Genomic DNA, 22,259 nt, shown 5'->3' with positions numbered 1-22,259 from the left:
TGCCGCCGCCCGCTCACACGTTGCTCGCCGCCCACGTCTCCTCGTCCGCCGCCAGGAGTTCCGCTGTCCGGGGCGGCGGGAGCAGGGGGCCGTGGTCCGACGTGACCCGCAGGGCGGACGCGGCCGTCAGGTGGCCCAGGCGTAGCGCCCGCACCGGGTCGTAGGACCGCAACAGTCCCGCCAGGAACCCCGCGGCGAACGCGTCACCTGCCCCCACCGGCTCGACCACGCCGACCTGCAGGGCCGGAACGGTGTACGACGCCGTGCCGACGAAGGCCGTGGCCGCCCGGGAGCCGTCCTTGACCACCAGCATGCCGGGACCCGGCAGCAGTCCGCGTACCGCCGCGGAGTCCGTGAGCGCGTCGCCCCACAGCGCCTGCGCCTCGTCGAGGCCGACGAAGGTGATGTCCGCGCTGTCGGCGAGCGGCAGCAGCACGTCCGAGGCCGGTTCCTCGGTCCACAGCGCCGGCCGGTGGTTCACGTCGAAGCTCACCGGACACGGCCGGCCCGGGACCAGCGCCTCCTCCACCAGAGCCCGGCACGTCGCCGAGAGGGCCGGGGTGATGCCGGTGAGATGGACGAGTGCCGCCGCACTCCGCGCGGCCTCTTCTCGCAGCACCTTCGGGGTGAGCGCCGAGGCAGCCGAGCCCCGCCGGTAGTAGTGGACCCGGGTCCCGTCGGGGCCGGGATCCTTGAACAGCAGGCCGGTCGGGCGGGTGGGGTCGGTCCGTACGCCGGTCACATCGACGCCCGACGCCGCGACCCGGTCAACGACCCTGCGCCCGAAGGGGTCGTCGCCGACCGCCGACACCCAGCGCGCGCTGATCCCGTGCTCGGCCAGGTACATCGCCACGTTGGACTCGGCGCCCGCGACATCGACGGTCAGCGACTCGGCGGCAGCGAGCGGAGCCAGCGGGGCGGGCGCCATGGCCGCCATCGTCTCGCCGACGCACACGACGGGTCCGGGCCCGAGACCCGGCGGCGTGCTCATACCCACTCCGGACGGTACGGGGCGGTGGGCAGGCCCGGCACGTCCACCCGGACCTCGAAGACCGCGCCGTCGAGCGGCCCCGGCGCGGACAGCCCGACCCGGGCGCTCGTGATGTACAGCGTGCGGCCGTCGGCGCCGCCGAGACAGATCCCGGCAGGCTGCTCGGCCGGCACCCGCACCACTCGGTCCAAAGTGCCGTCCGGCAGGTAGCGGTGGACACGGCCCGTGCCCCAGACGGCGGTCCACAGTCCGCCTTCCGTGTCGACGGCCATCCCATCGGGGCTGCCGGAATCCAGCGTGGTGAACACCGACCGCTCGCCCAGCTCGCCCGTGTCCGGGACGACCGGGTACTTCCGGACGACTCCGCAGACGCTGTCCGCGAGGAACATCGTCGTGCCGTCCGGCCCGAAGACCGGGCCGTTCGGCACGGTTATGCCCTCGAGCACCTTGGTCACCGTCCCGTCGCGGTCCATCCGGTACAGGGCTCCCGCGCCCTCCACCTCGTCGTAGGACATGCTGCCCGCCCAGAACCGGCCGAACGGGTCGGCGGCCGCGTCGTTCATCCGGATCGAGACCTTCGTACACCCCTCCTCGGGGCGCGCCAGCTGCTCGGTCGTACCGTCCGCGCCGATCACCCAGAAGCCCGTGCCCGCCGCCGCTATCCAGCTGCCGGGCCTGCCCTCGACCGGTGCCACCGCGCCCAGCGGCACGGGGAGTTCGGCGAGGACCTCCAGCGGTCCGGTACGGTCATCGCCTTCCGGGGCGGACAGCAGCCGGCCGGTGAGGATGTCGACGAGCACGATGCTGCCGTCGACCCAGCGGATGCCCTCGCCGAGTTCGAGCCGGTCGGACCAGCAGGGAGCGGGCTGCGGAATGTGTACGGATTGGTTCATCGCCGCTCCTCCTGCCGGGCGCCTGCGATATCGAGGAACTCCCGGGCCCGCGTCCGCAGCGCGTCCTGGCTTCCGCCGTCGGCAGCGTCGCCGACGAGCGGGGATCCGACGCCCACCGCCGCCGCGCCCTGCGCCAGGTACTCGCGTGCGGCCGAGGCGTCCACCCCTCCGACCGGCACGAACGGGAGGTCGGGGAACGGACCGCGCAGGGCCCGCAGATACGACGGGCCGCCCGCCTGTTCGGCCGGGAAGATCTTCAGCGCTTCGGCACCGAGCCGGAGCGCGGCGAGGATGTCTGTCGGGGTCATCACCCCGGCGAGGACCGGGAGTCCCAGATCCTTGGCCACGGTGATGCCGTCGCTCAGCGCCGGGGTGACGATGAAGTCCGCGCCCGCCTCGTGGGCGGCGCGCGCGTCGTCGGCGTTCAGGACGGTGCCCGCGCCGAGCGGAGCGTCGGGGCCGAGGGCGGCTCTGGCCCCGGCAATCACCTTCAGCGCGTCCCGCCCGGAGAGCGACACCTCGATCAGCGCGATGCCCTCTTCAGCCAGGGTCAGTACGGTCGTGAGCGCCGCCTCGGCGTCGTCACCGCGCACGATGGCGACAAGACGGTGGGTGCGCAGCGCGCCCAGCAGATCCACGGAAGTTCCTTATGTCGCAGTTAGGTTGCTCGTGTCGTCAGGAGTGGCGCCGCGCCGTCACGGTGAGCCGCCAGCGCACCTCGCCGGACCCTGGGACGCACGCGGTGTCCCCCTCGCCGGCCTCTGCCAGGCCGAAGACCCGGCCGAGCATCGGTTCGACGCCGATGGAGCGGTACGGCGCGCTCTCGGGGAAGCCGCGGAGGTTGCGCCACAGGGCGACCGAGACGGGCTGGCCTTCCGCCTCGACGGCCATGTGCAGCGTGTCGGCCCCGTCGTGGACGGACACTTCCGGCGTGTTGACCACCGCTCCCAGCGCGGTGCCGTCGTCCGGTCCGAGCCGGTCGAGCGGCACGCCGCTCACGCGCGGCCAGACCCCCGGGTTCGCGTATGATCCGCCGTCGGGGTAGAGCCGGAGTTCGGCGCCCTCCGCCATCTCCACGGTGGCCTGTTCGGAGACGTCCAGCAGCGCATGCGCGGCCCAGAGGAAGCGGTAGCCGGGCGCGGCGGTCAGCCGGTAGTCGGCCACCGTTCGCTCCGCATCGGTACGGATGCGCCGGGCGAGCCGGAAGTCCGGGCAGTCGACGCTCTCCTCGTCCCCGTCCCGCTGCCAGGGGCGCGACCAGGCGTCGCCGTGGTCGGGCGTCCCACGTATGGTGGGCACGCATTCCTCAAGGCCGCCGGCGTCGGCGAAGGCATCACCCGGCCGCACCGTGGCCCGCCGCGGTTCGTCTCGGTGCCACAGCCACTCCCGGCCGCCCGCGGCCAGCGAGGTCCAGCGGCCGCCGAGCGCCGGATCGGTGACGGTCCTCATCTCGCGCCCCGCCCCGCTCACCATTCCGCGAACGATCCGTCGTCATGCCGCCACAGAGGGTTGCGCCAGGCATGCCCGGAACGGTCGGCGGCGCGTACAGCGTTCTCGTCCACGGTGACGCCGAGCCCCGGCAGTTCGGCGCGATTAGCCTGCCCCTCGGTGAACCGGAACGGCTCCGTGTCGACGAGGTACGAGAGCAGGTCGGCCTCACTGTTGTAGTGGATGCCTCTGCTCTGCTCCTGGATGAGGAAGTTCGGTGTGCAGAAAGCGATCTGGAGGCTGGCGGCGAGCGCGATAGGGCCGAGCGGGCAGTGCGGGGCGAGCTGGGCGCCGTAGGTTTCGGCGAGCGAGGCGATCCGGTGAACCTCGGAGATGCCGCCCGCGTGCGAGAGATCCGGCTGGGCGACGGCGATGCCGGCCGCGAGTGCGGGCATGAACTCCGACCGCCCGTAGAGTCGTTCGCCCGTCGCGATGGGCACGGGGCTGGCGGCCACCAGGCCCGGCAGCGCGTGCCCGTGCTCGGGCAGCAGGGGTTCCTCGGCGAACAGCGGGTGCAGCGGCCCCAGTTCCTGTAGCACCCGGCGCGCGCTCGCCGGGGTGAACCGGCCGTGAAAGTCCACGGCGACGTCCCGGTGGGGGCCGAGGGCATCTCTGGCCGCGGCGACGCGTGCCACGACGGCGGCGGTCTCCGCGGGGGTGGTCATGGGCGAGGTGCGGCCGGCCGCGTTCATCTTCACTGCGGTGAATCCCGCCTCGACCTGCGCGGAGACCTCCTCGGCGATCCGGGCGGGTTCGTCGCCGCCGACCCAGGCGTAGACGCGGACGGTGTCCCGGACGGGGCCTCCGAGCAGGGCGTACACAGGTGCCCCGTACGTCTTGCCGGCGATGTCCCACAGAGCCTGGTCGATACCGGCGACGGCGCTGGACAGCACAGGTCCACCACGGTAGAAGCCGGCCTTGCTGAGTACCTGCCAATGATCCTGGATCCGCAGCGGGTCCTGGCCGACGAGATATTCGGCGAGGACGTCCACGGCGGTGCGCACCACCTCGGCACGCCCCTCGACCACCGGTTCGCCCCAGCCGATGACTCCCTCATCGGTCTCGATGCGGCAGAACAGCCAGCGGGGCGGGACGAGGAACGTTTCAACGCGAACGATCTTCACTGCTCCTGGGGGCCTTTCGTATGAGGGCTGCCGTGGACCTTGTCGAGGTCACGTACGGCCTGGTCGAGCAGGCCGCGCATGGCGTGTTCCGCGGCGTCCTGGTCCCCGGCGCGCACGGCGTCGAGAACCGCCCGGTGGCTGGGCACCGGGTCCTCACCGTGCGGGGAGCTGTGCACGATCTGGTCGCGGTGGGCGAGGCCCGACTCGATGACCATTTCCATGCGTTCCAGCAGTTCGTTGTGCGAGGCCGCGAGTAGGGCGCGGTGGAAGGCCAGGTCGGCCTCCACCGCGTGGGCGGCTGTGCCGTCCCGCTCGCCCATCGCGGTGAGCGCGGCCTCAAGTTCGGCGAGGTCGGCGTCGGTACGGCGCTGGGCGGCCAGCCGGACGGCCGCTGGTTCGATGATGCCGCGGACCTCTCCGAGATTGCGCAGCAGACCGGAATCGACGCCGGAACCTGAGCCGGAGCCTTCGGCGAACTGCCAGCGCAGGACGTCGGCGTCCAGGAGGTTCCAGTCGGAGCGGGCCCTGACGAAGGTGCCGCGCTTCTGCCGTGCGTCCACCATGCCCTTGGCTGCGAGCACCTTCAGCGATTCGCGCAGGGCCGTCAGACTGACGTCCAACTCGCTCTGCAGCGCGACGAGGTCGAGTGTCGCCCCCTCGGGAATCTCGCCGCTGAGCACCCGGCGCGCAAGAGTCTCCACGGTCTGCCCGTGCACTCCGCGGCGCGCGTATGGTGTCATGTCGCTTACTGCCTTTCTGCTGGTCGATTGGTGTACGGCGGTCAGGCCGAGGCCTTCACGACACTCCAGCCGCCGTCCACGAGCAGGCTTGATCCGGTGATGTAGGAGGCTTCCTCCGCCGCGAGGAAAGCGATCGCCGCGGCGACCTCCTCGGGCGTGCCGAAGCGGCGGGCCGCGGTCTCGGCGACGCTGCGCACCCGGTCTTCCTCCGGCACCCGGTCCCACGCGGCGGTGAGGATCGGGCCCGGCAGTACGGCGTTGACGCGGACTTCGGGGCCGTATTCCACGGCGAGCTGTGCGCACAACGAGAGCAGCGCGCCCTTGGAGGCCGCGTAGGCGGGATGGCCCGGGATGCCTTTGTGGGCGTGCACCGATGAGGTGAGCACCACCGCACCGCGGTGTTCGCGAAGATCGGGCAGGACGGCCTTGAAGCCGAGAAAACCTCCGGTGAGATTGACCGCGAGCTGCCGGTCCCAGGAGGCGCGGGTCATCGCGTGAGCGGGGTTGACCTCCAAGGTGTAGGCGTTGCTGACGAGCACCCCGACAGGGCCGTAGGTGTGCGCGGCGGTGACGATCCGGTCCCAGCCGCCCTGGTCCGACACGTCGGCCGCGACAAAGGCGGCGCGGCCGCCCTGGTCGCATATGCGTGCGGCCACGGCTTCCCCGCTGTCTGTGGAGACGTCGGCGAGGACGACGACGGCGCCCTCTGCGGCGAGCCGTACGGCGGTGGCGGCGCCGATACCCGAGGCGGCCCCGGTGACCACGGCTACGCGGTCGGTGAAGCGAGCGGCTGCGTTCATGGGGCGTCAACTCCTCGGTGTGCGGGTGGTGTGCGTTTTCCGGGCCACTGGCCGACTTTAGCGACTGGGCGCGCCATGGCCGGCCTAGAGCCTGATCAGGACGGTCAGCTCGGCGTCGTACCGGTCGGTCCAGGCGAACGGCAGTCCCGAGTGGAGCAGATGGGCTCCTGTGTATTCGGTGCCGGAGGCGGCATCGCGGTAGCGGGCCGCGGGATCGATGCCGCTCAGCCGCAGTCTCGCCGCGCGGCCGGGCACCAGGGGCGCGCCGCTGAGACGGCCGGTGTTCCACGCGGTGACGGCGATCCGGCCGCCGCCCGGTTCCTCGTACTGGATGCCGCAGGTCGCGTCGGCCGGGGTGTTCAGCAGGTGGATCTCGCCGTGGTGAATGACGTTGCGGATCTCCTTGTAACGGGCGATCCAGCGGGCGGCTTCGGTGCGCTGCTCCGGCGACCAGGTGCGGATGTCGGCGCCGATGCCGAGGACCCCGGCCATCGCGTTGACGAAGCGGAAGCCGAGCGAGCGCGGGCGCGGGTCGAAGACTCCGGGTGCGTCGGTGACCCAGGAGCTCATGGTGTGCGGCGCGTGGGCGTGGAGATAGCCGTACTGGATGGCCAGCCGGTCCAGCGGTGCGGTGTTGTCGCTGGGCCAGACGACGTCCGTTCGGGCGATGGTGGCGTGCTCGATGCGGGCCCCGCCGCCCGCGCAGCCCTCGACGGTGACGTGGGGGTGGTGGGCGCGCAGGTGGTCGAGGACGCGGAGATAGCCGGCGACGTGTGCGGCGTCGAGGTCCTGCTTCTCGACGGGGCCGCCGCCCGGCCGGCCGCGCTCGGTGGGCGGGCGGTTCATGTCCCACTTGAGGTAGCTGACGGCGTGGTCGCTGAGCAGCCGGTCGAGAGTCGTGATGACGAAGTCCTGGACGTCCTCGCGACCGAGATCGAGCAGCAGTTGGTTGCGTACCAGCGTGGCGGGGCGGCCTTCGATGCGGTAGACCCACTCCGGGTGCTCCGAGTAGAGCGCGGACTTGGGGCTGATCGCCTCCGGCTCCACCCAGAGCCCGAAGTCCATTCCCAGCCAGTGGACTTCGCCGATGAAGTCGTCGAATCCCTGGGGGAAGGCTGCGGGGTCGGGGTACCAGTCGCCCAGGCCGCCGGTGTCGTCGTGTCGGCCGGGGAACCAGCCGTCGTCGACGACGAACAGTTCGGCACCGAGACCGGCGGCGATCCTGGCGAGTTTCAGCTGACTCCCGGCCTCGACGTCGAAGCCGGTGGCTTCCCACGAGTTGTACAGGACCTTGCGCGTGCGGTTCATCCGGTCACCGGTGAGGTGCCGCTCGTAGCGGTGCCAGACCCGGGCGAGGCCGTCGATCCCTTCCGGGCTGAAGGCACAGGCCAGGCGCGGTGTGGTGAGGGTGGCACCGGGGGCGAGTCGGACGGCGCCCTCGTGGGGCAGCCGCCCGGCGCGTATCCTCACCGCTCCGCCGGGCTCGGCGTCCGTGGTGATGTGCCAGTTGCCCGGCCACTCCAGGGCGACGCCGTAGGTGGGGGTTTTGCCGTCGGCCGGGTGGGCGGCGTCCTGGACGGCGAGCCAGGGTGCGTACGCGTGGCCCGGCACCGCCTGGGTGCTGGCCATCTCGAAACGCCCTCGGGTCAGTTCGAGCTCGGTGCGCTGGAATTCCTGCACCCACTGGCCGGTGAGGAAGGTGAGCCGGGCGCCGGCCGTGACCGGGACGTTCACGGCCGCGGAGTCGAAGCGCTCCAGGCGCAGTTCGTCCTCACCGGTGCAGGTGAGTTCGCTCCAGCGCAGTATCACGTCGGTGCCACGCACGGCCTCGTAGCAGAGCGCCACCCGCAGGCCGAGGGCCTTGTCGTCGAAGACCAGCCGCAGGGTGGTTTCGGTGGTTTCGGTGCTTTCCGGGCTGAACGTCCACCACATTCCACGCTCTTCGCCGGGGCGCTGTGCGACGAGGTCGGCGCCGGTGAACGGCCGCAGACCGTAAGGGATGTACTCGGCGGGTGCGGCGTCGGCGGGAGTGATGAAGTGGGTGTGTCCCGACCAGTCGAGCGGCGAGGGCCCGGTCTCGGCACCGTGCGGGCCCCAGGCGGTGAGCTCTACCCAGGGGCCCTCGGCTGCGAGAGCGACCGCGTAGGTGGTGTTCTCGGTGCGCAGGATCCACCGGTCGTGCGAGGTCACTTGACTGCTCCCAGGTTGAGTCCGGCCACGAAGTGACGCTGGAATCGCAGGAATACGATCACGGTCGGAACGGCGGCGATGACCGAGCCGGCCGCGATGACGTTCCACATGGACACGTACTGTCCCTGCAGGTTGAGGAGTGAGGCCGTGATGGGCATCTGGCTGTCCGTGCGCAGCACGGTGATCGCCCACAGCAGATCGTTGAAGATCCAGGTGAAGGAGAGGGCACAGAGCGCGGCGAGCGCCGGCCTGGCGAGGGGCATGATGATCCGCCGGTAGAGCTGCCAGGGGCCCGCGCCGTCGATGACGGCGGCCTGCTGTATCTCCGCCGGGATGGCCCGCATGAAGCCCTGCAGCACGAAGACGTAGAAGCCGACGCCGAAGCCGACCTGGACGCCGATGAGGGCGTACAGGCTGTCGTACAGGCCGAGCAACTCGGTGAGTTTGGAGACCGGGATCAGCAAGATCTGCGGGGGCAGCAGGTTGCCGCCGAGCATCAGCAGCAGCAGCGTGCGGCGCAGCGGCAATTCGTAGCGGCTGAGTGCGAACGCGGCCATGGATGCCAGCAGCAGTGACAGCAGCACGGTGGGGACGCTGACCAGCATGCTGTTGATGAGTGCGCGCTCCTGGCCGCCGTCCACCCAGGCCTGACGGAAGCCGTCCAGGGTGAAGGAGTGTGGCAGGCTGCCGAGGCCGTTGGCCGCGATGTCGTCGAAGGAACGCGTGCTGGTGACGAGGACGAGCACGATCGGTAGCAGCCACAGCACGGACAGCGCGCTCGCGCCGATGTGGAAGCCCGCGGTCGCCCACTTCCGGCTCACGGGGCCGTTCGCGCGGGAACGCGGCGGCGTGGCCCGGTCCTTCCGGACAGTGGTGGGCGCGGAGGGCTGGGTGACGGTCATCAGTCGGCCTCCCGGAAGGCGCGGACGAGGTAGGACACGATGACCCCGAAGGCCAGCAAGAAGATCACGACCGCGAGGGCGGAGCCGTATCCCAGCCGCAGCGATTGGAACGCGGTGGAGTACATGTAGGTGCTGAGCAGTTCGGAGGAGTGGTATGGCCCGCCGCGGGTGAGCGCCCACACCACGTCGAACGAGCGCAGTGAGTCGATGACGATGACCGACAGGACGACGGCGTTGACACTGCTCAGCTGCGGCATGGTGATGTTGCGGAACTGCTGCCACCGGGTTGCGCCGTCCACTTTTGCCGCTTCGTACAGCACCGGATCGATGCCTTTGAGGCCGGCGAGGTAGAGCACCATCACATAGCCGATCTGCCGCCACAGGGCGGGCACGATCACGGCGTAGAAGGCGGTGCCCTGGTCGGCGAGCCAGGCGTGGGTGAGGCTGCCGAGCCCGACGCCTTCGAGCGTCTTGTTGATCAGCCCATCGGGCTGATACATCGCCTGCCACACCAGCGCGGTGGCGACGAGGGAGAACACCACAGGCAGGAAGAGCGCGGCGCGGTAGAAGCCGACACCGCGCCGCTCCTGCTGGAGCAGGAGGGCGGCGCCGAGCCCGAGGACCGCCGAGAGCCCCCCGAACAGCAACAGCCACAGCACGGTGTCGAGGACGGCGGTACGGAACACGCTGTCGCCGAGCATCTCGCGGTAGTTGCCCAGGCCTATGAACTTCGGCGCGGAGACGCCGTCCCACTGGGTGAGGGAGAGATAGAAGCCCTGGATGGCCGGCCAGAACACCCAGAATGTCTCTGCCAGCAGGGGCACGAGGACGAAGGCGAGGACCACGGGCGGGACCCCGGTCGCCCGCCTCCGCACCCGGGTCGCGGTGAAAACCGCCATCTCACTGGCTCCAGATCTTCTGCGCGTCCCGCTGCCAGGTTGTGAGAATGGAGTCGATCTGCTTCGGCTTGGCGAGGAAGCGGGTGAGAGCGGTGTCGGCGGTGGGCTGGAGGGCGTCGCTGGAGTCGCGGTTGAAGAACTGCGTGACGTCCGAGGCGCTCTCGATCAGCGCGCGGCCCTTCTTGACCAGCGCGGTACCGGAGTCCTTGGCCGTGGGGTTGGTCGGCAGTGCGGTCCCCGACGAGCCCTTGATGTAGATCTCCTGAGCCTCGGCCGTGGCCATGTAGCGCATGAAATCCTTGACTTCGGCCTTGTGTCGCGTGTGGGCGCTGGCGAAGTAGCCGTCGGTGGGCCCTTCTTCGGCGAGCGGGATCTCGGGGTCGATGACCGGGAAGCGGAAGAAGTCGATGTCGTCGAGCTGGTCCTTGGGCGCGGCGTCGGCGAAGAAGGTGCCGATGAGCATCATGCCCGTGCGGCTCTGGAGAAGGGCGGTGGTGGCGTCCTGGAAGGCCAGCGCCGTGCCATTGGGGTCGAAGTACGGCAGGGCCTCGCTCCACCGGTCGAAGACCTTGCGGACCTCAGGGTCGTCGAAACGGTGCTTGCCGGCGAGCAGATCACGGTGGTACTGGGCGCCGTTGACGCGGATGTTCAGGTAGTCGAACCAGGAGGAGGCCACCCAGGCGGTGTTGCCGCCCGCGCCGAGCCCGATCGGGGCGACACCCTTGGACTTGAGCTTGTCGCACAGGCCGAGGAACTCGTCCCACGTCGTGGGCTCCTGCAAGCCCCACTTGGCGAAGTTCGACTTCCGGTAGAAGACGCCCCACCAGTAGTAGGTGGCGGGGACGAACACCTTCTTGCCTGCCGAGGAGGTGCACAACCTCTGCTGCGCGGCGGAGTACCCGGCGAATTCCGGCTTGCTCCAGATGTCGCTGACGTCGAGCAGCAGGTCTTTCTTGGCATACGAGTTCGCGACAGAACCGGGGTACCAGGTCAGCAGGTCAGGCGGGTTGGCGGAGGTGAGGTACGTCGGCAGTTGGGTGCGGAACGTCTCGGAGGCGACGGTGTTGAGCTCGGCCTTCCCACTGCCCCGCTTGTTGTACGAGTCGACGAGGTTCTGCATGGCGGACTTCGCCTGCGGTGAGGAGAGGTTGGACTGCAGGGTGACCGGCCCGCCGCTCGACTGGCTCCCGCTACCGCCCGAGCTGGATGCGACGCAGCCGCTCATCAGCGCGGCGGCGCCGATGGCGCCCGCTCCGGTGAGGAACCCACGGCGGCTGGGTGGTGAGGTGATCATGGCAGAACTCCCTATGCCAAGGAACGGGGCCCGGCCCCCTAACGGCCGGGCCCTCGTTCGGCTGAATCAGAGTGACGCGGTGTCGCAGCACCGTCAAGATGAATTACTAATTTATTTCTAATGGGCCATCGGGGACCGTGCGGCCCGCGGCGGCCCGGGCCGCAGGCGGCTCGTCAGAGCTTGCTCTGGTGGACCCTGCCACTGACCCCGCGGAAGACGGACAGCACACTGCCGTCCGGGCCCGCGGTCGCCCCGAGCGCGCCGTCGAGAACGCCGCTCACGAATCCGGTCACCGGTGACCAACCACCCCAGCTGTCCGCGTCCGCGGCGTAGGAACGCTGCCAGAGTGTGTAGTCACTGGCGCGGACGTACAGGTGCACGGTGTTCCCCGTCGCCACCAGCGTCGGGCTGCCACTGACCGTCCCGCCCAGCGAGGTCCAGTCCGACCAGGTGCCCGAGGCGTCACGCACCCGCGTCCACACCGCGTCGTCGTTGGTGCGTACGGCGACATGAATCCGGCCGGCCGCGTCGGTGATGGCCGATGGGCGCCCGTACACGTTGAGGTCCGTGGGGGTGCCGATCGAGCTCCAGCCGCCGTCAGGACCGCGCGAGACGATGGAGCCGTTCGCGCCGCGCGCAAAGAGGGTCCAGTTGTCGGGGCTCTCGAAGGCGACGCTCGGCGCGTCGCTCAGCGTCCCGCCCAGCTTCTGCCAGTGACCCCACTGTCCGCCGCTGTAGACGCGCCGGTAGGCGGCGTTGTCCTCGCCCCGGACGAAGACGTCGATACGACCACCCGCCGCGGCAGGCGTGCCGTACGCCGCGGGCTGGCCGAGGACCTTGCCCTGCCCGGGGCCGCCGAGCACAGTGGTGTGCGAGGACCAGTGGCCGTCGCTCCCGGTCTGCTCGCGCAGCGAACCGTCGGCGCCGCGGGTGAAGGCGGTCAGCTTGTCGCCGTCACGCACCAGCGCGGGGCTCGCCGAGGACTTGGTGCCCAGGGACACTCCGGGGGCGTCGTCCTTGCCGGACAGCTTGAGGAACGCCGTACCGTGCGCGGGCACGGTGACGGTGTACGAGCCGGTGCGCCCACCTCGGTCCTCCCGGGCGCGCAGGTCGCGGACCGCGACCTCGCCGGCCAGTCCGGCGTCGGAGAACCTCACCGTGCGCTCGGCAGCGTGGTCCGAACGGTTGAGCAGAACGACCGCGCGGTTGCCCGAGCCCTTGAGGACCTTGCTGTAGACGTCGCCGGTCGTGTCGGTGGCGATGCGGACGCCCTGGATGCCGAGCGGATCCTGGTCGACGGCGAGGATCTCGGGGTTGCGCAGCGTGTCGATCATCGACTGGGGCAGCGTGCGCGGATCGGAGCCGACGACCAGCGGGGAGGCCATCTCGGCCCACATCACCACCTGGGTCGTGGACTCCTCCTGGGACAGCTCATACGTGCCGTCCGAGAGCTTGCGCATGGGTATCAGATAGTCGGGATCGTTGTAGTGTCCGGGCCCCTGTGCCTCCGGATGCCAGGCGTTGGCGTCGGCGGCACGCAGGATGTTGGGCCACTCGCCGGCCGTGGGAGATCCCCAGGCGATGTCGGTGCCGGTGCGCCACGAGTCGGCCGTGGTCGGCCCGTAGGTGTACGCGTTGTGCGCGTCCTGCGCGGGAGTGTGCGGCAGACCCCAATCGTCGGTGAGCGGGTTGCAGAGGTTCAGCAGCATCGGTCGGCCGGTTTTGGCGACCGCGTCACTGAACTCCTTGAACGCCGGTCCCGGATCGAGCTTCTCGGAGACCCCGCACAGGAAGTCCACCTTGATGGCGTCGATCTTCCAGTCCGCGAACTGCTGCGCGTCCTCGGTGTAGTGGCCACGGCTGCCGAGCCCACAGCTCTTGCCGCCGTCGTAGGTGCCCGCGTCCGTGTAGATCCCGGCCTTCAGACCTCGCTGGTGGAGATAGGTCACGAGCGACGGGATGCCAGAGGGGAATCGGTCGAGATTCGCGACGAGCCGTCCCTGGCTGTCGCGCGGATTGTCAGCCTGCCAGCCGCCGTCAAGCCAGACGATGTTGTAGCCGCTGTCTCTGAGCCCGCTGCTGACCAGATAGTCGGCAACGCTCTTGACTTGCGCCTCAGTCGGTGCGCCGAGGCCGTAGTAGGTGTTCCAGCCCATGTATGGCGTGGGGGCAAGGCCGCTGTTGTAGTACTGCGGTGCTCCCTGGTCGTCCGCGGCGTGTGCCGTCGGCACCACCACCCCGATCAGTGCGGTGGCCCCGAGAAAAGCCGCTGCACAACGAGCACGCACCATCCATCCACGATGCGAAGTCACTGATGTCTCCCGAGAGTTGGGGTAAGGCACCCCGCCGACCCAAGATCACGGCGGCGGCGCCACGACGAAGACTGTGGCTGCGCCACCGTTCCCTGTCAACGGTTATTACTAATTAACTTAAAAAAGCTCTCTGGCTGTGATGTGGACTGCCTAGATGCTCGACCGGGTCTGGTTTGCGGCCCTGTCCCGGCTGGTCAAGTCGTGGTCAGGGGAGGACGGCGTGACCACGATCCCGACGCTGAACGCAACAGTGTCGGTGGGGAGGTGACGAGGTGACGACCCGCGTGCCGCTTCGCCGGTCGGCGAGGTGGCACGCGGATCCAGTTGCCGGTCATGTCAGAAGCAGCAGACGACTACGCTTTCTTGAGCCTGAAGTCGGTGGTGACCGCCGCTCTTTTCGTGATCTCGACGGTGGGTCATGGTCGGCTGGTAGTCGTCCTTGGCGACGATCACCGTCAGCGGGTTGTTTCGGACGCCGAGCCAGAGCGCGTATAAGAGGTCGCGCGGATAGGCGCGGGGAGCGACCCCGAGAGCAAGGCGGGCACAGGTCTTGGTGATCATGAAATTGTGACGCTCGGTGATCAGCTGGTAGGCCGTCCCCTGGCTGGCCCTGCCTTCCAGCAACGGCCCCGTCGAGGGCACCAACACCAACACCAACACCAAGGCCAAGCCCATCAAGCGCCAGATGTACGGCCGAGCAGCCTTCCCCCTGCTCCGGCAGCGGATCCTGCTCTCATAGACATCGACCGTCACCCCGAAATCTCAGAGCCATTCGTTGGACAGACCCGTACGACTCCCGGGTTCTACGCCTCCGCCAAGGGGCGGGCGTTGGTCGATCTGTGGATCAGCCAGCCAGTCGTGCGTAACGGTGCCGACCGGTTCGACGCGATGGGCGACGAGGGCGGCGAGGTCGTCGTCTTGGGTGCCCGTGGCGAAGGAGAGCATGTCCTGGTCGAGGTGGTCGAGGAGTTGGCGGGGCGGGGCTGAGGCCCATTGGCGGATGCGCTGGGTGAGGGGGTAGAAGCTTCCGGTCGGGTCGCGGGTCTCGCTGACGCCGTCGGTGTAGAGCAGCAGGCGGTCGCCGGTGGCGAAGGGGATGGTGTCGACCTGGTAGTGGTCGCCGAGGAGGTCGGCCATGTTGATGGGTGGTGAGGGTGCGCTGGGTTCTACCTCGCGCACTTCGCGGTCGTGGAGGAGCAGCGGCGGGGGGTGCCCGCAGTTGACCAGTCGGGCGACGGGGTCGTCGGCGGGGATCTCGACGAGCAGGATGGTGATGAAACGCTCCAGTGCGTCATCACCGGGGACGTCCTCGCTGTAGTGGTTCATGTTGGTTTCCAGTCGGCGTGCCAGGTCCGGCAGATCGGGGGCGTCCCGCACGTGCACCCGGAAGGAGCTGAGTACCACCGAGGCCACCTCGACGGCCAGGAGTCCCTTGCCACGCACATCACCGATGATCAGCCGCACCCCGTGCGGAGTATGCCGCGCCTCGTAGAAGTCGCCGCCGATCCGGGCCTGTGCGGCGGCGGCCTGGTAGAGCACCTCGATGTCGACCGGCCCGAGGTGGTGCGGGACCGGTCGCAGCAGCACCCGCTGCGCGGTCTCCGACACCGCGCGGACCTGGGCGAGGGTGTGCTCCCGGTGCTGCCGTACCCGGCTGGCGTACGCGGCGGCCAGGGTGATGGCCGTGATCGCGAGCAGGGTGAAATTGGCCGGTGTCTGGCCCAGGTCGTGATGGGCGGCGGACAGGGCGACACCGGCCGTCAGGGCCAGCAGCCCGATGCCCAGCGTGCCGGCCACGGGGAACATGGCGACGGCCAGCGCCGGCGCCGCCCCGAGCAACCGGTAGAACTCCAGGTGGGGGGTGAGGATGTCCGCCACCGCGGCCAGCACGATCACCAACAGCGGGGTGAGGAGCGCCGGCTCGAACGGCCGTGCCTGTTCCTGCATCCGCTGGGAGAGCCGCTTCGGGGTACGACGTCACCCTGCTCCTGGCCCGAACCCGCACCATCAGCCCGGGCCAGGTGGTCTCCTGGGACCTACCGGCCGACCCGGCCGTCGTCAGCACCGCCCGGTCCCTGGCCGTCCGCCAACTGACCCAGTGGGGACTTGAGGATCTGGCAACGAGCACCGAGTTGATCGTCAGCGAACTGGTCACCAACGCCGTCCGCCACGGCACCGGCCCCGTCCGTCTGCGTCTGATCCGGCACCAGCTCCTGACCTGCGAAGTCTCCGACACCAGCGACAGTCTCCCGCGCCTGCGCCACGCCCGGACCGCCGACGAGAGCGGCCGCGGCTTCTTCCTCGTCGCCCAGCTGTCCCACCGACGGGGCACCCGCTACACACCGGACGGCAAAATCGTGTGGGCCGAACAGGAACTGCCACCCGCGATCTGAAACACGCATCGGCCTGCGCCCCCTGTGCGCGACCCGCTCCGTCGCCGAGCCCGCACGTCCACCGGACGGCAAAAATCAGCGGCTCGGAGCTGGTCGGCGCGCGGCTTAGGGTTCTGAGGCATTGCGCCGCCTCATGCCCCGCCTCGGCAAGAAGAAAGCCCTGGTCGCACTCGAACACGCGACCCTGACCGCGGTCTGGCACATGCTCACCCAGGACACCGCCTTACACGACCTCGGTGGCGACTACTACGCCAAACACGACCCCGAACGCGCCCTGCGCCGGATTTCCCGCCCTACTGCCAGGGCTCCCGGTCGTGCTGGGCGGTGTCGGTGAGAGGGCCGTCGTGAGGCTCACCGCTGCTGCTGCGCGAGCTCCTTGAAGTGTTCGAGGTCATTGCGGACGAGCCGTTCGATGGCGGTTGCCTGGGCGAATCCCTTTGGCCCGCCGAATGCCTCCTTGACGGTGTCCGGGTCGTATTCGATCCGGGCCTGGACTCGGGTGTGTTCCCGGTCGATGGGCAGCAGGGAGAAGGTTCCTGCCAGGTCGGGGCCGCTGGTGGTCTGCCACGCCATGACGTTTTCCTTGGCACGGTCGGTGATCTCCGCCTCGATCTCCTGGGTCCGGCCGCCCGTGTCGATGTCCAGGTGAGTCCGGGTCCCGCCCTCCGAGCGGGCCTCCCGTACGCCTTCGACGAACCGGGGATAGGTCTCCACGCGGTGGAGGCTGTCCCAGGCCGCACCGAGCGGAACGTCTATGTCGATCTGTTCTTCGAGCGTGCTCATCGGCCACCTCACAGCTCGGTCTGACGGCTTACGGGGCCATGTCTCCAGTGTGCCCCCTGGGCGCGGAGCTGCTGGCATGGCCGCGGGCCGCTGCGCGCACGAGCACCAGGACTGAGGCGGCCGTGGGCGGCCCAGGCCCGCCCACGGCTAACGCGCGGGGACCGCGAGTTCGCGGCCGCGGTAGAAGCCTTCTCGCTCCTCGACGACGTACGGGGCTATGGCCGCGCGCCTCAGGGCCTCCGGCCCGGAGGCGCGCCAGGAGTCGCACGCTTCCTTGGAGTCCCAGAATGACACCCCGGTGATCTCCTGCCCGTCCTCGGACCAGTAGGCGTAGGCACGGCGCAGGCCCTGCGGGTAGGGGTCCGGGCGCCATGCCCTCTCGAACTCCTCCAGCGTGCCCGGCTTGATGCGGCGTGTCGTCACCCAGACGAAGTGGTCCTCCATCGCAGCCTCCTCCGCAACGCCGGTTCGGCTTGCTGGGCTCTTTCGAACCACCGTAGGTCTGTGGCACCGCTTCCGCCTCCGCGGCGGGTGGTCCACAGTGCGCGAGGGCGTGGTTTCGTCGGGCGTTTCCGGTCGTGGGGGCCGGTGACGGACGATGGGAAGGGGGCGGATGGCGGTCGGCTGCCCGTCGGTGGGTGATGGCGATGAACGGTTCGATCCGGATCGGGAGCGTACGCGGGGTGGCGTTGCGTACGCACTGGAGCGTGCCGGTGCTGATGCTGCTGTTCGCTTACGGCCTGGGAAGTCGGACGCTGCCCGCGTACGCACCGGGTCGTGCGGCGGTCGTGTACGCCGTCGCGGGGGTGGCCGGTGGCCTGTTGTTGCTGGTGAGCCTGGTGGTGCATGAGGCGGCGCACGCGCTGACGGCCCGCAGGGCGGGAATCGCGGTGCGGGACATGACGCTGTGGGCGCTGGGCGGGATGACCCGGATGGACCCGCCGACGACAGCGCGGGCGGCGTTCGCGGTCGCCGCCAGCGGGCCGCTGGCCAGTCTGGTGCTCGGCGGGGCGGGGCTGGGAGCAGCGGCCGGGGTACAGGCGGCGCTGGGCTGGCGGATACCGGTCGCCGTGTTGGGGTGGCTGGGCGCGATGAACGTAGTGCTGGGCGTGTTCAACCTGCTGCCCGCCGCGCCGCTGGACGGAGGGCGGGTGCTGCAGGCCGCGCTGTGGTGGCGCACCGGTGACCGGGACCGCGCCCAGCGCGCTGCCGGGCGCAGCGGGCAGGTGGTGGGCATGGTGCTGGTCGTGGTTGGGTGGCTGGGGTTTGTGAGGGGGGTGGCGGGCGGGTTGTGGCTGGCGGTCATCGGGCTGTTCATCGCGGTCACCGCCGCGGCCGAACGGCGGCGGGCCGAGCTGGGCGCGGCCTTGCGGGGTGTACGGGTGGCCGAGGCGATGACTCGTCCGGTGGTCACCGGTCCGGACTGGCTGACGGTGGACCGCTTTTTGCCCGAGGTGGCGGCGCACACACGTCATTCGGTGCTGCCGCTGGTGGACTTCGAGGGCCGTCCCAGCGGCGTCGTAAAGCTGCGCCGGCTGGCCACCGTGCCGTCCGGGCGGCGGGACGCGCTGCGCGTACGGGAGGTGGCGACCCCGTTGTCGCGGTGCACCCTCGCCGTGCCGGACGAGCTGTTGGACGGTGTCCTGGCCCGCCTGGGTTCCGGGACCGGACTGCCCATCCTGGTCATGGACGGAGGACGCCTCGGCGGGATCATCACCGCGCGCGACATCGACCGGCTCGCCCAGCAGCACACGATGGCGGAACGCTGACGGTCACCCCGGCCCGTGGCAGCGGGGTACGACGGCTTCACGCCCGTGCGGCCGCAAGGGGCGGGGGAGTGGCGGCCTCACGGGCTAGGTGCATCGTATGACCGGGCCGCAGTCTCCACGTCCCACCGGTTGGAGGCGATCGTCAATCATGTCGGGCATCGCGCCCCGTCGTGGAGTTGGCGCGCCCGCGGGGCAAGCTCTCCAAGCAGCGGTCGATAGCGCTGCCGCTCGGATCTCCGCTGTGCTCCACGGCTGGTGATGGTCAACGCGGCGGAGTGCGGGAGTTGACGATGCAGGGAAGCGAGGAGCCGGCGGACGTCAGCGCCAGCACTGGCAGGACACCTACTGTGCCCATCCGGGCCAGTACAGGATCAGCCCTCCGAGCCGGCGCTGCACGGGGCCACGGTGTTCCAGGCAGCGGGCGCTCGCGAGGAGCTGGGAGCAGGGCATGGCCGAGACGCTGCCCCGCGAATCACCAGTCGTGCACCGGCCCCGATGGACCACCGAGGAGTTCAACGTATCGCCGGGGGCGCTCCAAAGCCATGGTGGCATTCCTGTCAGAACGCCCCTTTCCCAGCCCCATGGTCACGCGTCGCACGGCGGCGCACACTGGCCTTGACCGCGAGGTCACAACGGTGCAGCGCCGCCTCGCGGGAGATGCCCGCCCCGAGGCGCCGGGAGGTCCGTCATGATCGAGGCCTACATCCTGATCCAGACCCGAGCGGGCACGGCACTTGATGTGGCCGCAGCGGTCTCGGCCGTCCCCGGCGTGCAGCGAGCCAGGGCGGTGACGGGCCCGTACGACGTGATCGCACAGGCCGAGGGCGAGACTGTGGACGACCTGGGCCGCCTGGTGTTCGCACGGATCCAGAAGGTCGAGGGCATCCTCCGCACCCTGACCTGCCCGGTGGTACAGCTCTCCAGCCAGCGGCTTATGGATCAAGCGTGACGCTGCAGTCACGGGCGCACCGGGTGACTCGCTGGCCTGGGACCCGTCCGGGTGGGGCCGCCTTCCACGGATCGGGCGGGAGCACGGGAGAACACCCTGAATCGGGGGCACGTCCTCATAGTGGTGCCCTACCTCCAAGCCCGGTCCATTAGGACCGGGTCAGGTTGAGACTGAGTTGGGGGTGGTTCGTTTCTTGGGGCGCAGGGCGGCAGGATGTGCCGCGGCTGGGGCGGTCGCATAGATTCGGAGCTGTGTTGTGCATCGTGGATGCCCGTTCCCACCGCCCCGTCGAGCTCGCTCCGGGGCGGCGCACGCCGCTGCGGGTCTGGGTTCATGTGCCGTGCGACGGGGCCTGTGATGAGCTGTCCGGCCTGCGCGTGCTGCTGGTGGCTGATGTGCTGGCGCGTACGGCGGAGCTGTTCGGCGGACAGGCACTGGTGGGGATCGCTTCGTCGGCCGCGTACGGGGACCGGCGGGAGGCGTTCGAACGGCACGCGGCCGATCTGGGCATCCGCCCGATCGAGGAGGACCTGGACGTACCCGCCGTGCTCGGCGTCCTGAGATGGTTGGAGGGCGAGAGCGAGATGCCGGACGGTGCGAAATTTGAGACGTTCGCGCACCTGGACCGCGTGCTCGGGCTGGAACTCCCCCGCGACGTGGGCAGCGCCTACTCTTACGGGCCGGCACGATGACGGCGCTACCGTCCCGGCGGCTGGCCGTCCTGCGGCACGCCAAGTCCGCCTGGCCCGACGATGTGGCCGACCATGAACGGCCGCTCGCCGCCCGCGGCCGCCGCGATGCCCCGGCCGCCGGCCGCCGGCTGCGCGAGATGGGCTGCGCCCCCGGCCTCGTCGTCTGCTCCACCGCCCGCCGCACCCGGCAGACCTGGGACCTGGTCGCTCCGGAACTCGCGGCCTCACCACCGGTGGTGCACGACCCGCGGGTCTACGACGCCACCGTCCCGGAGTTGCTGAACGTCATACGCGAAGTCCCGGACCGCGTGGAAACGCTGCTGCTGATCGGGCACAACCCAGGTGCCCAAGAGCTGGTACTGCGGCTGGCAGGCGAGGCGGCGGATGATGCGCTGCAGCAGGCGCGGGTGAAATTTCCGACCGCAGCGATCGCGGTGCTGACCTGGCAGGGAACCTGGTCGGCACTCGCGCCTGGCACCGCCCGGCTGACCGACTTTGCCATCCCTCGCGGCCTTCGTGGGGCGAAGCCCTGACCACTCTGCTTGATCGGCGCGATGAACCGCTGTTCACTCGAAACCAGGCGATGGATCCTGCCCGGGCCCGGGCCCGAACCGCCCTTCGGAGGCTGACGGTTCCTGACTGCGAAAGTCAGGAACCGCTGTGCTGTCCGGATCATCGCCACTGTCCTCGCCGCTGGGCGAGTAGGGGCGTCGAGGGCCGGACACGTCCGGTCAGGGGCAGGTCTTCCGGACCGGGGTTCGGCCGAGCGCCCGGTGCGGGCCACCCTCCTGACGCCGGAGTAGCGGTTGCCGGACGGGCTGGCGGAGCACCTGGCCGCCCAGCTTCCGGCGCCATTGGCCGGCCGGATCTCCCTGCTTACCGGTGATACGGAGGAGGCCGCCGTGCACCAGGCCGCCGCGGTGCTGGAGGCCTTGGACGCGGCAGTCCCCCCGGAGCTGATGGACAAGGTCGCGCACGCCCTGCCGCGGGACATCCGCATCCGCTCCTGGCGCGGATCGACACGGAAACGGCAGGGACGCTCCTGCTGGATCTGCATCTCAGCCCCTTGGGGCTGGGTGGAACGGGCTCCCGCAGGAAACAGACCGAGCCGCAACAGGCCGAGTCCACTTGCGGTGAGGTCACGGCCGCCGGCGGCGGGCCCACGCGCGGACGGCCGTGACGCCCAGCACCAGGGCCACCGCGCACGGCACGGCCAAGGCGGCGATGGCCCCGGCCGTCGGCGTGCGGACGACTGCGGCCAGCACAACCCCCCAGATCACCGCCAGCACGACCAGCGTGGTCTTGCGTATCCGCCGTATCTCTTCCGCGCACTTCGCTCGTCCGCGCAGGTGGAGGGTGCGCAGCTCCCGCTCCAGCTGCTTGTCGTGGCTGAGCGTGCTCTCGATCTGGGCGAGGATCTGCTGTTCACGTGGGGACAGCCGGGGTCCGTCCATGGCTCCCACCTCCACGAACCATCTCCGACGTGTGTCCTGAGTCTGCCCTGAGGCGCGGCGTTCACGCCGGTACGTCACCGTCGCGCGCGTGCTGCTGGGCGAGCCGGTAGATGTCGTGCCCGGCGACGATGCCCACGGGCCACTGCCCCTGGTCCAGGACGAGGATCCGCATCCCGGCGCCGGGGCGGACCCGGTCGAGGACGTCGGTGAGCAGGCCGGGTGAGCGGACCGTCGGGAGTGGCGAGCGTGTACTGGGACAGGGGGTCGCCGCCGCGCAGTCGACACCTGGTCCGTCATCTCCTCGGCGCCACGGCCCCGCACACCCTCCACTGTCCCGCCCACCCGCCCACCCGCCCACCCGGCCGCACCGGAAAGCCGGCATGTCAGGCGCCCGGGGTTGGTCGTACCGTGGATGGCGTGGACGTGAGGAGCGCCGGGCAGGGGTACCTGGAGCACTTGACGGATGAGGACGTGCGAGTGCTGGGGGTCTGTGAGGAGCCTCGCGTTTTCCGGACAGTAGTCAAACAATCGAAATCTACGCCGCGAGCCGTATTTTGCGATGCTCAAGATACGCTTCACGGGGCGT

At 70.1% G+C, this 22,259-nt stretch carries 22 protein-coding genes and 1 pseudogene; 6 read left to right on the top strand and 17 right to left on the bottom strand.

Annotated elements, in window-relative coordinates:
- Positions 1-13: 13 nt before the first annotated feature.
- The 14 genes from EFK10_RS24580 to EFK10_RS24515 all read right to left on the bottom strand — a co-directional run bounded on the left by EFK10_RS24580 (position 14) and on the right by EFK10_RS24515 (position 15,580).
- Positions 14-991, bottom strand: coding sequence for a sugar kinase (locus EFK10_RS24580; protein ID WP_127357816.1), 978 nt, complete (start codon positions 989-991; stop codon positions 14-16).
- Positions 988-1,884, bottom strand: a complete 897-nt coding sequence (locus tag EFK10_RS24575) for an SMP-30/gluconolactonase/LRE family protein (RefSeq protein ID WP_127357814.1) — start codon at positions 1,882-1,884, stop codon at positions 988-990. Before EFK10_RS24575 ends, EFK10_RS24580 begins: the two co-directional genes overlap by 4 nt.
- The gene (locus EFK10_RS24570) at positions 1,881-2,522 is read right to left on the bottom strand and encodes a bifunctional 4-hydroxy-2-oxoglutarate aldolase/2-dehydro-3-deoxy-phosphogluconate aldolase (RefSeq protein ID WP_127357812.1); all 642 of its coding nucleotides are present in this window, start codon (positions 2,520-2,522) and stop codon (positions 1,881-1,883) included. The genes EFK10_RS24575 and EFK10_RS24570 overlap by 4 nt, the downstream gene beginning before the upstream one ends.
- A 37-nt stretch (positions 2,523-2,559) precedes the next feature.
- Positions 2,560-3,333: a hypothetical protein gene (locus EFK10_RS24565; RefSeq protein ID WP_127357811.1), complete on the bottom strand. Its 774-nt coding sequence runs from the start codon at positions 3,331-3,333 to the stop codon at positions 2,560-2,562.
- 17 nt (positions 3,334-3,350) lie between these two features.
- Positions 3,351-4,496: a galactonate dehydratase gene (dgoD, locus tag EFK10_RS24560; protein ID WP_127357810.1), complete on the bottom strand. Its 1,146-nt coding sequence runs from the start codon at positions 4,494-4,496 to the stop codon at positions 3,351-3,353.
- Entirely contained in the window at positions 4,493-5,236 is a 744-nt protein-coding gene (locus tag EFK10_RS24555) for a FadR/GntR family transcriptional regulator (RefSeq protein WP_127357808.1), read from the bottom strand. Before EFK10_RS24555 ends, dgoD begins: the two co-directional genes overlap by 4 nt.
- A gap of 41 nt (positions 5,237-5,277) precedes the next feature.
- The gene (locus EFK10_RS24550) at positions 5,278-6,036 is read right to left on the bottom strand and encodes an SDR family NAD(P)-dependent oxidoreductase (protein ID WP_127357807.1); all 759 of its coding nucleotides are present in this window, start codon (positions 6,034-6,036) and stop codon (positions 5,278-5,280) included.
- Positions 6,037-6,120: 84 nt separating this feature from the next.
- Positions 6,121-8,226 (bottom strand): alpha-galactosidase, encoded by a 2,106-nt coding sequence (locus tag EFK10_RS24545; RefSeq protein WP_127357805.1) that lies wholly within the window; start codon positions 8,224-8,226, stop codon positions 6,121-6,123.
- On the bottom strand, positions 8,223-9,128 hold the full coding sequence (locus tag EFK10_RS24540; protein WP_127357803.1) for a carbohydrate ABC transporter permease: 906 nt from the start codon (positions 9,126-9,128) through the stop codon (positions 8,223-8,225). Before EFK10_RS24540 ends, EFK10_RS24545 begins: the two co-directional genes overlap by 4 nt.
- Positions 9,128-10,027: a carbohydrate ABC transporter permease gene (locus EFK10_RS24535; RefSeq protein ID WP_127357801.1), complete on the bottom strand. Its 900-nt coding sequence runs from the start codon at positions 10,025-10,027 to the stop codon at positions 9,128-9,130. The genes EFK10_RS24540 and EFK10_RS24535 overlap by 1 nt, the downstream gene beginning before the upstream one ends.
- 1 nt (position 10,028) lies before the next feature.
- Positions 10,029-11,321, bottom strand: coding sequence for an ABC transporter substrate-binding protein (locus EFK10_RS24530; RefSeq protein WP_127357799.1), 1,293 nt, complete (start codon positions 11,319-11,321; stop codon positions 10,029-10,031).
- Between the two features lie 173 nt (positions 11,322-11,494).
- A complete protein-coding gene (locus EFK10_RS24525) occupies positions 11,495-13,612 on the bottom strand; it encodes a glycoside hydrolase family 27 protein (RefSeq protein WP_127357797.1) in 2,118 nt (705 codons plus the stop codon).
- Between the two features lie 357 nt (positions 13,613-13,969).
- Positions 13,970-14,386 (bottom strand): hypothetical protein, encoded by a 417-nt coding sequence (locus EFK10_RS50825; RefSeq protein ID WP_240677440.1) that lies wholly within the window; start codon positions 14,384-14,386, stop codon positions 13,970-13,972.
- 9 nt (positions 14,387-14,395) lie between these two features.
- Entirely contained in the window at positions 14,396-15,580 is a 1,185-nt protein-coding gene (locus EFK10_RS24515) for a PP2C family protein-serine/threonine phosphatase (RefSeq protein ID WP_127357795.1), read from the bottom strand.
- A gap of 26 nt (positions 15,581-15,606) precedes the next feature.
- Here EFK10_RS24515 and EFK10_RS24510 point away from each other — a divergent pair.
- A pseudogene (locus EFK10_RS24510) lies at positions 15,607-16,026 on the top strand (ATP-binding protein); the annotation flags it as partial.
- 133 nt (positions 16,027-16,159) lie between these two features.
- Positions 16,160-16,360, top strand: a complete 201-nt coding sequence (locus EFK10_RS24505) for a hypothetical protein (RefSeq protein WP_164836138.1) — start codon at positions 16,160-16,162, stop codon at positions 16,358-16,360.
- A 17-nt stretch (positions 16,361-16,377) separates the two neighbouring features.
- Here EFK10_RS24505 and EFK10_RS24500 read toward each other — a convergent pair whose 3' ends face one another.
- Positions 16,378-16,809 carry an SRPBCC family protein gene (locus EFK10_RS24500; RefSeq protein WP_127357792.1) on the bottom strand — a complete coding sequence of 144 codons (432 nt, stop codon included), beginning with the start codon at positions 16,807-16,809 and terminating at the stop codon, positions 16,378-16,380.
- A 147-nt stretch (positions 16,810-16,956) separates the two neighbouring features.
- Complete coding sequence (locus EFK10_RS24495) at positions 16,957-17,253, bottom strand: hypothetical protein (protein ID WP_127357791.1); 297 nt, start codon at positions 17,251-17,253, stop codon at positions 16,957-16,959.
- A gap of 203 nt (positions 17,254-17,456) precedes the next feature.
- Here EFK10_RS24495 and EFK10_RS24490 point away from each other — a divergent pair, with 203 nt between their 5' ends.
- From EFK10_RS24490 to EFK10_RS24470, 4 genes are all read left to right on the top strand, one after another.
- Positions 17,457-18,578 carry a site-2 protease family protein gene (locus tag EFK10_RS24490; protein WP_127357790.1) on the top strand — a complete coding sequence of 374 codons (1,122 nt, stop codon included), beginning with the start codon at positions 17,457-17,459 and terminating at the stop codon, positions 18,576-18,578.
- A gap of 688 nt (positions 18,579-19,266) precedes the next feature.
- Entirely contained in the window at positions 19,267-19,527 is a 261-nt protein-coding gene (locus EFK10_RS24480; RefSeq protein ID WP_127357789.1) for an Lrp/AsnC family transcriptional regulator, read from the top strand.
- Between the two features lie 263 nt (positions 19,528-19,790).
- The gene (locus tag EFK10_RS24475; protein WP_322973391.1) at positions 19,791-20,219 is read left to right on the top strand and encodes a hypothetical protein; all 429 of its coding nucleotides are present in this window, start codon (positions 19,791-19,793) and stop codon (positions 20,217-20,219) included.
- Entirely contained in the window at positions 20,216-20,752 is a 537-nt protein-coding gene (locus tag EFK10_RS24470; protein WP_127357787.1) for a SixA phosphatase family protein, read from the top strand. The genes EFK10_RS24475 and EFK10_RS24470 overlap by 4 nt, the downstream gene beginning before the upstream one ends.
- Before the next feature lie 606 nt (positions 20,753-21,358).
- Here the strand turns inward: EFK10_RS24470 and EFK10_RS24460 are convergent.
- Positions 21,359-21,673 (bottom strand): DUF3040 domain-containing protein, encoded by a 315-nt coding sequence (locus tag EFK10_RS24460; protein WP_127357786.1) that lies wholly within the window; start codon positions 21,671-21,673, stop codon positions 21,359-21,361.
- Between the last annotated feature and the right edge of the window lie 586 nt (positions 21,674-22,259).

It is taken from the genome of Streptomyces soli (genome assembly GCF_003999195.1).
GTDB lineage: Bacteria > Actinomycetota > Actinomycetes > Streptomycetales > Streptomycetaceae > Actinacidiphila > Actinacidiphila soli.
This window is presented reverse-complemented; position numbering and strand designations above follow the sequence as displayed.